The sequence below is a fragment of the Clostridium sp. UBA7503 genome, from assembly GCF_002477055.1.
Lineage (GTDB): Bacteria > Bacillota > Clostridia > Clostridiales > Clostridiaceae > Clostridium_J > Clostridium_J sulfidigenes.
On the sequence record NZ_DLNT01000033.1, the window covers coordinates 16,083 to 27,021 of the forward strand.

15 protein-coding genes are annotated in these 10,939 nt (G+C 28.1%); all 15 read left to right on the forward strand.

What is annotated here, in order from left to right:
* Nucleotides 1-215 precede the first annotated feature (215 nt).
* The 15 genes from B3630_RS09510 to B3630_RS09580 all read left to right on the forward strand — a co-directional run bounded on the left by B3630_RS09510 (nt 216) and on the right by B3630_RS09580 (nt 10,913).
* The gene (locus B3630_RS09510) at nt 216-1,490 is read left to right on the forward strand and encodes a MerR family transcriptional regulator (protein ID WP_346897586.1); all 1,275 of its coding nucleotides are present in this window, start codon (nt 216-218) and stop codon (nt 1,488-1,490) included.
* A 119-nt stretch (nt 1,491-1,609) separates the two neighbouring features.
* Nucleotides 1,610-2,074: a pyridoxamine 5'-phosphate oxidase family protein gene (locus B3630_RS09515; RefSeq protein ID WP_346897588.1), complete on the forward strand. Its 465-nt coding sequence runs from the start codon at nt 1,610-1,612 to the stop codon at nt 2,072-2,074.
* A gap of 162 nt (nt 2,075-2,236) precedes the next feature.
* Nucleotides 2,237-2,773, forward strand: a complete 537-nt coding sequence (locus tag B3630_RS09520; RefSeq protein WP_346897590.1) for a flavodoxin domain-containing protein — start codon at nt 2,237-2,239, stop codon at nt 2,771-2,773.
* Nucleotides 2,774-2,841: 68 nt separating this feature from the next.
* A complete protein-coding gene (locus B3630_RS09525) occupies nt 2,842-3,657 on the forward strand; it encodes a class I SAM-dependent methyltransferase (protein WP_346897592.1) in 816 nt (271 codons plus the stop codon).
* Between the two features lie 38 nt (nt 3,658-3,695).
* Nucleotides 3,696-4,196 (forward strand): GNAT family N-acetyltransferase, encoded by a 501-nt coding sequence (locus tag B3630_RS09530; protein WP_346897594.1) that lies wholly within the window; start codon nt 3,696-3,698, stop codon nt 4,194-4,196.
* 16 nt (nt 4,197-4,212) lie between these two features.
* Nucleotides 4,213-4,887, forward strand: a complete 675-nt coding sequence (locus B3630_RS09535; RefSeq protein WP_346897596.1) for an HD domain-containing protein — start codon at nt 4,213-4,215, stop codon at nt 4,885-4,887.
* Nucleotides 4,888-5,082: 195 nt separating this feature from the next.
* A complete protein-coding gene (locus tag B3630_RS09540) occupies nt 5,083-5,403 on the forward strand; it encodes a hypothetical protein (RefSeq protein WP_346897598.1) in 321 nt (106 codons plus the stop codon).
* Between the two features lie 19 nt (nt 5,404-5,422).
* On the forward strand, nt 5,423-5,668 hold the full coding sequence (locus B3630_RS09545) for a hypothetical protein (RefSeq protein ID WP_346897600.1): 246 nt from the start codon (nt 5,423-5,425) through the stop codon (nt 5,666-5,668).
* A 51-nt stretch (nt 5,669-5,719) separates the two neighbouring features.
* Complete coding sequence (locus B3630_RS09550; RefSeq protein ID WP_346897602.1) at nt 5,720-6,481, forward strand: class I SAM-dependent methyltransferase; 762 nt, start codon at nt 5,720-5,722, stop codon at nt 6,479-6,481.
* 63 nt (nt 6,482-6,544) lie between these two features.
* Entirely contained in the window at nt 6,545-7,207 is a 663-nt protein-coding gene (locus B3630_RS09555; protein WP_346897604.1) for a Type 1 glutamine amidotransferase-like domain-containing protein, read from the forward strand.
* A 334-nt stretch (nt 7,208-7,541) separates the two neighbouring features.
* Nucleotides 7,542-7,832 carry a CD3324 family protein gene (locus B3630_RS09560; RefSeq protein WP_346897606.1) on the forward strand — a complete coding sequence of 97 codons (291 nt, stop codon included), beginning with the start codon at nt 7,542-7,544 and terminating at the stop codon, nt 7,830-7,832.
* Nucleotides 7,833-7,983: 151 nt separating this feature from the next.
* Complete coding sequence (locus B3630_RS09565) at nt 7,984-8,865, forward strand: GNAT family N-acetyltransferase (RefSeq protein WP_346897608.1); 882 nt, start codon at nt 7,984-7,986, stop codon at nt 8,863-8,865.
* A 50-nt stretch (nt 8,866-8,915) separates the two neighbouring features.
* Nucleotides 8,916-9,770: an RNA methyltransferase gene (locus B3630_RS09570; RefSeq protein WP_346897610.1), complete on the forward strand. Its 855-nt coding sequence runs from the start codon at nt 8,916-8,918 to the stop codon at nt 9,768-9,770.
* A 206-nt stretch (nt 9,771-9,976) separates the two neighbouring features.
* Nucleotides 9,977-10,309 (forward strand): PadR family transcriptional regulator, encoded by a 333-nt coding sequence (locus tag B3630_RS09575; protein WP_346897612.1) that lies wholly within the window; start codon nt 9,977-9,979, stop codon nt 10,307-10,309.
* Nucleotides 10,302-10,913: a DUF1048 domain-containing protein gene (locus B3630_RS09580; RefSeq protein ID WP_346897614.1), complete on the forward strand. Its 612-nt coding sequence runs from the start codon at nt 10,302-10,304 to the stop codon at nt 10,911-10,913. Before B3630_RS09575 ends, B3630_RS09580 begins: the two co-directional genes overlap by 8 nt.
* Nucleotides 10,914-10,939 lie beyond the last annotated feature (26 nt).

A 10,939-nucleotide genomic window follows, 5' to 3' on the forward strand; every position in this document is an offset into this window, starting at 1 on the left:
TTTCTATTTAACATTTTAAAAAGTTAAATAGATAATATTTTAAAATGTTAACTATTTAAATAGTTATTGTCGCCATGCGGGTTTCAAGGGTTTTGATGGCTAAATTAGGTGATAATATATAGATAAATTTTATGTTTTTGCTAAAAATCGTTGACATTCCAGTAGATGTAAGGTGTCTAATATACTTAAAATCAATCGCATAAAGGAGACTATAGATGAAAATAAAAGATGCGAAACTGTTAACAGGATTATCAGCTAAGACAATTCGGTTTTATGAGAGTGAGGGTTTAATTTCTGTAAGAAGAAATTCAAACGCATATAGGGATTATGATGAAGATAATATTAAAGAATTGAAAAGAATAAAAATTCTTAGGCAACTAGAAATTCCAATTTCTAAGATAAGAGAGTTTAAAAATGGTGACTTACAATTAGAAAATATTTTAAAAGAAAAATTAGAAGAATTAAATAAAGGTGAATTAGATATTCAAAGTAAGAAATTTACTATTGAAGTTTTATTAAAGGAGGTAAAGAAAAATCCTAATGCAGATTTAGATTATTATCATGATGACTTTGAATATATTAAAAGTGAAGAATTCACTGAATTTTTAGGTGAAGTTAAGGAGCTAAGTGAAATTTCATTAACAGCTCAACTGTTTGGTACTTTAATGCTTAGTGGGCCATTATTGTGGCTTTGGCTTAATATTACTGATAAGAATTATGATTCTATAGGACTTAATAGTATCATGGCTATATTAAGTACAGTAATATTAACTTTAACTTGGAGAAAATATTTAAAGCAACCTAATAAAAAGACTAAGGGGACAGCCTCTGTATTTTTAATTTCAACTCTTATAATAATTTTAACCATTGCCATCTTTGTAGGTATAGGGAAGTTACAAGAAGCTATATTTGTACCAAAGAAATATTTAATGTTTATGTTTAAACCACCATATAGTTATTTGATTTTCTTCTTTGAAGTAGAACTAATTGCATTTTTAATTTCAAGAATATATAAAAAAGTTAAGAATATAGAGTTAAAGTGGACTGTAGATCTTTGTAATTTTGCAACGAAAAATATTGTAGCAACTATTCTTTTAAATATTGCTTTATTGTATATGTGCATTACTGGAATTACTGTGGTAACAGAAAATAAGATCACTGACTATAGTTTTTATAATCCAATGGGGACGACCTATTGCTATGAAGATATTTCTAAGGTTGAAGCTGGATTTAAGGGAAAGAAGTTTGGCATTTTTCCAAAAGGCGCGGGTGAATTTTATTATACTGCATCCTTTAATGATGGTAATAAAGTAAATTTTTATCAAGCTAATAGTGAATTTGAAGACACTTATTTTGAACTTGAGATATTTGATAAGCTTATTATTAATACTGGTAAGGTTGAAAAGACATCATCTAAAGAAAATTATGAACTATGTGATTTGGATAAAAGGTATGTAGATAGATTTTTGAAGATAATTGATAATAAGTAATTTGAAAATGGAGGAGATAATTAAGATTTAATTATTTCCGGGGAAAGTTATTTTAGTAGTTTTATGTAGGTAATTTTAGTATATTGATCTTATAAAGAAGATTTAAAGGGGATGTTTATGTGTTTAGAGAAATGAGAAAAAAGGATAGAGAAGTTTTTGGTGAGGATATAGAAAAAATTTTAATTAATGGACAATATGGAATTCTAGCAACTGTTAATGAAAATGGCTATCCTTATACCGTGCCATTAAGTTATGTTTATCAAGATAGCACTATTTATTTTCATTGTGCTAAAGAAGGGCACAAGCTTGATAATATTGAAAAAAATCCTAAGGTATCCTTTTGTGTTGTTACAGATACTGAAGTGTTACCAGGTAAGTTTAGTACAAAATATAAAAGCATTATAGCTTTCGGAGAAGCAAAGGAACTAACTGGAGATTTAAAGAGAGATATTTTTTTTAAATTTATTGAAAAATATTCTCAAAGCTTCATAGAAGAAGGTAAAAGATATATTGAAAGAGCACACGATAGTGCAAAAATAGTAGAAATTAAAATAGAACATATTACTGGGAAATCAAGAGTATAATATGATTAATAAAATTAAGATTAATAGTGTAATTTTAATTATTAAATTGCTATGTTGAGAACAACATAGCAATTCTATTTAGTTAGTATTTAATAAATTACTTATATATATATTATATTGAAGTAAATGTTATAACTAGAATAATTGAATAGGAGGAAATATATGAATAAAACAGTTGTCATATATAAATCAAAACATGGCTCAACAAAAAAATATGCAGAATGGATTGCTACTGCACTTGATGCGGATATTTTTGAGGCATCTAAAATTGATGTAACGGATATGCAAAATTATTCTACTATAATTTATGGAGGCGGTCTTTATGCAAGTGGAGTACTGGGTATTTCATTAATTACTAAAGCATTTGATAAGATAAAAGATAAAAATTTAGTTGTATTTACTGTAGGACTTGCAAATCCAAGTAACACTAAACAATTTATACCTGTTATAGATAAGAATTTTACAAAAGAAATGAAGGATAGGATTAAATTATTTCATTTTAGAGGAGCTATTGATTATAAAAATCTTGGTTTTATTCACAAGTCTATGATGGCTTTATTAAAAAATAAAGTAAGCAAGATGCCAGAGGATAAAATGGATGATGAAGCAAAGATGATGCTTGAAACCTATGGGCAAGTGGTAGATTTTACAGATAAATCATCAATCAAGCAATTAATTGAATTTTGCAATGGACTATAGAGTATTATAAAATGATATAGTGATATATTTATATAGGAGAAATAGAGGAATGTAACTGGAGGAATAAAATGAAGTTAGTAACAATATGGGACAAGGTTGCCATTGATTTTGGAAAGGTAGGGCCACAATATTGGAATAGCTTTGGTAATAGATTAGTTGAACTCTCAAAGATTAACAATGGAGCTAAAGTATTAGATATTGGAATGGGTAGAGGTGCTTCGTTTTTTGCTGCAATAGATAAAATAGGTAAAGAGGGATATGCTGTAGGTATAGATAATTCAGAAGTTATGGTAAGTGAAACTCATAAAGATATTTTAAATAAGAAAATATGTAATGCGGAAGTTAAAAATATGAATGCTCAGAATTTAAACTTTGAAAAAGATTCATTTGATAATGTTATTTGTGGATTTGGAATAGGATATCTTTTACTTAGTGAGAATAGATTAAATGGAATACTAGGAGTATTAAAGAATGGAGGACAAGCAGCATTTAGTATATGGGGTAAACAGGAAGATCAAAAGTGGTTAACTGAAATAGTTAATAAATATTTACCTACGAACATACAGAAAGAAAATAAGAATAAAAATCCATATATTCCAAGGTTTGATACAGTAGTGGATGTGAAAAAAATATTAGATGACTCAGGTTTTAAAAATGTTAAAGTTAATGAAGAAAGTACAGATGTTGTGTATAGGGATAAAGAAGAATGGTGGCAAGAAATGTGCACCAACGCAGTTAGAGGAATATTTGAAAAAATAGAAGATTTGGGTCGTGATATATTTGAAGAGTTTAAAAAAGATATATTCAAAGAACTAGAAAAGTTCAACAAAGGTGATGGGCTTCATTTTAATATGCCAGTAATATATGCATTTGGAGAAAAATAAATATATTAGTTTAATAATATAAACTAGGAGTGATATATATGATTAATAGAATATATTTTCAAAAAATTCTTTCGCAGGATGACTTTAAATATTTTCTAGATTTAGTTTCAAATGAAAAAGTGATGGTAATGAATTATGGCAGGGTATTTACCTTAGAAGAAGCAAAGAAAGTATATAAAGGTATATTAGAAAAAAATGAAATTCATGAAGAGTTTGGACAGTTTAAGGTGTTTGAAGCTACTACTAATACTTTTATAGGCTTAGGTGGATTGATAATAAGTGATGATTTTACTGCTGCAGAGGTTGAGTATTTATTGCTACCAGAGTATTGGGGAATGGGATATGGAAGTGAAATTGTAAGGGAATTATTAAATAAAGCTGAAGGCGTGAAGAGTGTACAACAAGTTACAGGGACAATAGATCCTGACAATATAGCATCTAGAAAAATATTAATAAAGAATGGTTTTAGTTCATGTAAGGTATTTGAAATAGATGATGGTTCTTTAGCGGAAGTGTTAAGTAAAAAGATGGTTGTTTAATATAGGAGAGATATTAATGAATATAGATGAAAAACAGAAAAAGATTATGGAGATTGTTCAGGATAAATTGACTTGTTCAGCTCACAATTTAGATCATGTATTTAGAGTTTATAACCTTTGTTTATTGATTGCTAAGCATGAAGAAAATGTTGATTTAGATGTATTAATTCCGTCAGCGTTGTTGCATGACATTGCAAGAGTGGAAGAGAGTAAAGATAAAACAGGAAAACTTGACCATGCTATCTTGGGTGGTGAAATTGCAGAAGATATACTAAGGAAATTACAATATGAAGAAGAAAAAATCCAAAGGATAAAACATTGTATTATAGCACATAGATTTAGAACTGGAAATGAACCTAATACAATAGAAGCAAAAATACTTTTTGATTCTGATAAGCTTGATGCGATAGGTGCAATTGGGATTGCTCGTACATTTATGTTATCAGGACAATTTGGGCAAAGAATAATAGGGAAAGAGCCACTTAATGAGTATATGGAATCCAATACTGTTGAAAATGGAAGGTTAAAAGATGTTTCTAAACATACACCTTTTATTGAATATGAAGTAAAGTTTAAAAAAATTCCGGATAAGTTATATACAAATAAAGCAAAAGAAATTGGTAAAGAAAGACTTAAGTTTATGGAAGAATATTTTAATAGGTTACAGATGGAAATAGAAGGCATTAAGTGAAGTTAGTACCTTCTATTTTATTTTTATTTTAAGAATAATTAACTTATATACAAAGATATATATTATATTGAAATTAATGTTATAATTGAAATGTAAATAAATTTAGATTGTTTATAAAGGAAAAAGGACTTATTGAGTAAAACACCAATATCAAAGAAGTATAAATTATATTCCTTTTTTTAGATTTATTTTGGGGTGGAAATTATTAATAATAAAAATAATGAAACAAAGTTAAATCCATTAGAAAAGCAAATAGAAGAGATAAATGAGTGGCAAAAGAACGCTAATAATCCTGGTTATTTTATTGGCTCATGCAAAGCACCATTACTTATGAAGAATATATTAAAGTCTCCTATAATAATGCTAATAATAGGATTTATATTTGCAATACCAATAATATTTAGTTTAGTTAAGAATTTTAGCATTGAAACTATATTTAATAATGTGATGGTAATAATCATAAGTATTATACTAGTTACTGGAGGTATTATAAGGCTAATAAAAAAAGGTTTATGAATATTAAGAGGAGATTTAAATGTTAGGAAAAGAAGACATAATTAAAAAAACAGTATGTGCAGTTTACGCTGATAGTTATAATGGGTATAATTATGCTTTAGCTGATGAAGAAAATAGCAGATTGATTTATGTTGAAATTAATTTTTGTAATTATTTTTCTGACATTAACTATGAAAAAATAATTGATGAAGATCATCTTCCTATATATTTTGATGCGAAGAAAGGAAATGGAACTCTAAAGGCATTTGATGATGGGGAGTTATAATACAAGTAAAATTTACAAGGAAACATTAAATTTTTTAATTTGGAGGTTATTATGAATTTAACAGAACTTAATCCTAAAGGTAGATTTAGTAGTCGAGTAGAGAATTATGCAAAATATAGACCTAACTACCCTAATGAAATAATAGGTTTTCTAAATACAGCAATTGGCTTAACTAAAGGAACAATTATTGCTGATATTGGTTCTGGAACAGGAATTTCTACTAAATTATTTTTGGATAATGGAAACGAAGTATATGGTATTGAACCTAATGCAGAAATGAGGTCCGCTGGAGAGAAGTATCTAATTAATTACACAAATTTTCATTCAATAGATGCATCTTCTGAATATACAAAGTTGAAATCAGAATCAGTAGATGTAATTACATCAGGACAAGCATTCCATTGGTTTGAACCAGAAGCTACAAAAAAAGAATTCCTCAGAATATTAAAACCTGGTGGGTTCGTAGTAATTATTAACAATAGAAGAAAATTTAGCAGTAGCCAATTTATGAATGAATATATGGAACTAATTGAAAAATACTCAGAACGTGATGGGGGGAATTCACTTAACACGAATTTACCCAAATTCTTTGATTTAAAAACAATTGATAAAGAAATATTTTCTAATACTCAAGTGTATAATTTAGAAAGATTAAAAGGGGATTTAATATCTTATTCGTATATTCCAAATGAAGAAAATCCAAGATTCAATTATATGATTACGGAACTTGAACTTCTATTTAAAAAGTATAATAAAAATGGTACATTGATTTTTGATTATGAAACAGTAGTATATTACTGCAAAATGAAGTAGTTAACATAAATAATAATTGGGAATATTATTATTTTGTGAGTTATGAAGAGAGGAAGAATACTAATGGTTAATATATTATTTAGTTCATATAATTTCAATGAAAAATGGGCAAAAGGTTCCATGGAAAAATATATAAAGTGTGATGATAATGTTTTGGTAATTCCATTTTCTTTCGGTGAAAATATAAGCAACGATATGGATTGGCAGAGTGCCTATAATAAAGATAACGGAAAGTATTATAATACCATAGTTCTACCATTTTTGAGTTATGGAATTAAGGAAGAAAATATAGAATGGGTAAATTATTTTAAGGATACAGATGAAAATGCAAAGGATAAAATAAGAAGCAGTGATATATTATTTTTCACTGGAGGATTACCTGATAAAATGATGCATCGTTTAAAGGAGTTTGATTTAATAAGTGAGATTGAAAACTTTGTAGGAGTTATTATTGGTGTTAGTGCTGGAGCAATGATTCAGATATCAGATTACCATATTACTCCAGATAAAGATTATGATGTATTCTCATATAGTGAAGGACTAAATTTGATTAGAGACTTTGATATTGAAGTTCATTATGAAGAAACAGAAATAGAAAAAAACTATATAAATAAGGTATTAAATGAAAGAGTGGATATGGTATATGCAATTAAAGATACTGGTGGAATAATTGTTGATAATAATGCAATTACTTTATTAGGAGATACGCAAATATTTAGTAGATAATAGTTTAATGAGATAATTATTAATAACGTATATAATTGGAGATTTCTGATAAGAGTATAGTTATAATCTTAATTTTTAACATAATTTGAAAAATTAATTGATAATTTATGTAGTATTTGGTATTATATAAAATAAAGTTTATTGGGGGTAGTAAATATGAGATTTGAATTAGCGGAAAAAGAACAACTCAAAATACTCTGTGCAAAGTCTGTAAGTATGGCTTAAGGCGGCAATTGCACAGAGGTAAATATCTAGTCGCCATTACTAAATAAATTCGTACTTATACAGGCTTTGTTTCCTTAATTTAAAGTATAAATTTAAGGAGCTGAGCTTTATGGGATATGTAAAGGCTGAAACAATTTTACCAGATAATTTATTAAGAGAAATTCAAAAGTATATTCAAGGAGAATATGTATATATTCCATCTGAACATACAACACGGAAAAAGTGGGGAGAAAAGTCAGGAACCAGGCAGCGTATAAAAAATAGAAATGAAGCTATACGTAATAAGCATGAAAGTGGATATACAATTGATGAGCTGTCAGAAGAATTTTTTCTTTCCATAGATAGTATTAAAAAAATTGTATATAGTAAAAATAGAAATGAGAAGCTATCACTCTTATAATGAGTGGTGGCTTTTTATGTGCAAAGAATAATATAGAATTGTTCTTTATATATTATTTAATTACTCCACATATTAAAATAAGTATGATGATAAATTTTGATATATGAAATTATTAATTAAAGATATTTATATTTTGTGGGGTGAAATATATATGACAATTAAGCATAGGCGATACAAATTGTTAAGTGATTTTGAAAGAGTATATAAATTTCTAAAGGATAATTATAATAGTGATCATTTTAATGGATATTTGCTTCCAAGTTTTTACGAGTATGCACACACGCATTCATATTTTGATCATAAGCTGACTCATAGGTTTGGACTTTGGGAAGAAAATAGTGACATTGTTGGAGTTGCATGCTATGAGATGAGATTAGGAGAGTGCATCATGGCGGTAAAAGCAGGTTATGAAGATTTATACCCTGAGATGCTTACTTATGGTGAAAAGGAATTATCAGAGGAAAAGGGTGGAAGGCATACTTTGACAGTGTATTCTACTGATAAGCAGGGTCTTGATGATTTACTAACTGAAAGAGAATATGAAGTATGTGATACTGAAACAATTACCATATATCCCTATGAAAAGGGGTTTAAGGAGTTACCTTTACCAAAAGGCTTTTCAATGATATCTCTTAAAGATGAAAATGATTTAAAGAAGATTCATGCTTGTCTATGGAAGGGCTTTAATCATGGACCTAATCTAGATGATGATGTTGATGGTAGACTACTTATGCAGAGTGCTCCTAGGTTTAATAAGGAGCTTACAACAGTTATAAAAGCTCCCAATGGTGACTATGCTTGTTTTGCAGGTATGTGGGAGGATACACAAAATCAATATGCGTATTTAGAACCACTAGCTACTGTTCCGGAGCATAGGAGAATGGGACTTGCCGCCATTGCATTGATGGAGGGCATGAAGAAAAGCCAAAAGTATGGAGCTAAATACTGCTTTGGAGGTCAACGAGAATTTTATGGAATTATAGGATTTGAAAATGTAGGTAAACGTATTATGTGGAAGAAAACTTGGGGATAGATTGAGTTTATAAATTTTTATGAGTTGAATAGAGAGGAATAATATTTAAAATGGGGTTAGATATAGAGCAATTATGTGAAGAGTTTTCTCATTTAAAACTTGTTGGTAGTAAGGACAATTCAATAAGACTAATCAATGGACTAATAAAGAATAAAAAGGTTGAAGATGAAGATTTATTTGTTATAGAGGGATTATGGGCCTATGAAAAGATAATTAAAAGTAATATTAGAATAATAAACTTTGTATTTTGCCTAGAGTTTATTAAAAACAAATCTATCCTTGATATGGTTAAGAGTATTTCTATGGTAGCAGAGAATTCATGTTTAATATCAAGTAATTTGTGTAAAAGATTGAGTAGCAGAGATAGTGGAGAAGGATTTTTTCTATTATGTAGTTTTCCAAAGTATGACCTTAAGGATGTAAAGCTAAAGGAAAACAATTTGCTAGTAATACTTGATGGATTAGAGAAACCAGGAAATATTGGAACAATTATAAGGTCAGTTGATGGTGCTGGTGGAGATGGAGTAATTATTTGTAATAGTAAAGTTAGAAAAACAAATCAAAAGCTTATAAAGTCAAGCATGGGATCTAGTTTTATGTTGCCAGTTGTAAATAGTGACATAGAACTAATTGTAAGGTGGCTTAAGAGTAATAGATTTAAGATTATTGTTACTGATTTAAAAGCTAGTAACAATTATTATGATGCTAATTATAAGGGGAGAATTGCTATTATTGTAGGAAATGAAATACATGGAATTTCAGATATTTGGAATAGTCATGAGTGTGAAAGAATAATAATACCTATGTTTGGAGGTGCAGATTCCTTAAATGTAGGAGTAGTAGCTACTATGGTTGTTTATGAAGCAAGCCTTTCTCAAAAGAATTTAGGTAAAAGAGTTGGCTAACTATGATTTAAATAAATCATAGTTTTATGGATTATATTAAGTAGGAAAGAGGGCGTAGCCTTAGAGGCTATACCTTCTTTTTTTAGTGATTATTTTTAGTAAGTATTAAGTAATACCAGAATTTATTTAAATATACCTTGCAATGCAAAGTATATTTAAATATAATAATAGTATACTTTGTATTACAAGGTAAAGGAGGAGTTGCTGTGAATAATAATTCTCAAATTCTTAAAGGTATTCTTGAAGGATGTATACTAAGTATAATTTCAAAGGAAGAGACCTATGGTTATGAACTACTAACAAAATTAAAAGAATGTGGCTTTGAAGATATTGTTGAGGGAACTCTTTATCCATTATTACTTAGGCTTGAAAAAAATCAGTTAATAATTGCTGAAAGAAGGAAATCATCCACTGGAGTTAATAGAAAATATTATAAACTATCAGAAATGGGAAGTATAGAACTTGAAGGTTTTATAGAATACTGGAATAAACTACATGTTAATGTAAATAAGATTATAGGGGGGATGGACAATGAGTAATAGCATATTGAGGGATGAATATAAGGAAGCATACATGAGTATAGTAATGTACTTATCAAGTAGTGGTATGGAAGGTAGCTTTATGGATGAAGTAAGTGAGGATGTGAAGGACTTATTAATAAGTGCACAGGATGATGGTATTGCTGTTAAGAGTATAGTTGGTAATAATATTGAAGAGTTTTGCAAGGAAATTATAAGATCAAAGGATATTAAAGGTAGAGTATTGTTTAATATATTTGAGAGTATTAAATGGGCTTTAATTATGTCGGCAATAATATCATTAGTATATTATTTATTTGATATGAATTTTACCTTAAATATAATCTTTATGTTTATAGTTGACTTTTTGTTTTGTAGGTTTATTTTTAGCATAGGATTAAGGAAAGTAATAATAAAAAATAGAGGTAATGCAAAAAAAATAATAATGACACTATTGCTATATATTTTATTTATAATACCAGGAGCCATACTAAATTTTATTTTGATTACAAATTTTGCTGTAGAAATTAATTCTTTATATACATCCATAGGGTTAATAACTATACTGCTGTTAAGTTATTTAACAAGCAAAACTTTTAGAAATAGAAAGATAAGACTAGATTAAATAATAGGGGCTTTCGCAAAATAGAT

Coding starts and splice junctions, on each gene's coding strand:
- B3630_RS09510 (WP_346897586.1), top strand. CDS start 216: ATGAAAATAAAAGATGCGAAACTGTTAACAGGATTATCAGCTAAGACA.
- B3630_RS09520 (WP_346897590.1), top strand. CDS start 2,237: ATGAATAAAACAGTTGTCATATATAAATCAAAACATGGCTCAACAAAA.
- B3630_RS09525 (WP_346897592.1), top strand. CDS start 2,842: ATGAAGTTAGTAACAATATGGGACAAGGTTGCCATTGATTTTGGAAAG.
- B3630_RS09530 (WP_346897594.1), top strand. CDS start 3,696: ATGATTAATAGAATATATTTTCAAAAAATTCTTTCGCAGGATGACTTT.
- B3630_RS09535 (WP_346897596.1), top strand. CDS start 4,213: ATGAATATAGATGAAAAACAGAAAAAGATTATGGAGATTGTTCAGGAT.
- B3630_RS09545 (WP_346897600.1), top strand. CDS start 5,423: ATGTTAGGAAAAGAAGACATAATTAAAAAAACAGTATGTGCAGTTTAC.
- B3630_RS09550 (WP_346897602.1), top strand. CDS start 5,720: ATGAATTTAACAGAACTTAATCCTAAAGGTAGATTTAGTAGTCGAGTA.
- B3630_RS09555 (WP_346897604.1), top strand. CDS start 6,545: ATGGTTAATATATTATTTAGTTCATATAATTTCAATGAAAAATGGGCA.
- B3630_RS09560 (WP_346897606.1), top strand. CDS start 7,542: ATGGGATATGTAAAGGCTGAAACAATTTTACCAGATAATTTATTAAGA.
- B3630_RS09565 (WP_346897608.1), top strand. CDS start 7,984: ATGACAATTAAGCATAGGCGATACAAATTGTTAAGTGATTTTGAAAGA.
- B3630_RS09570 (WP_346897610.1), top strand. CDS start 8,916: ATGGGGTTAGATATAGAGCAATTATGTGAAGAGTTTTCTCATTTAAAA.
- B3630_RS09580 (WP_346897614.1), top strand. CDS start 10,302: ATGAGTAATAGCATATTGAGGGATGAATATAAGGAAGCATACATGAGT.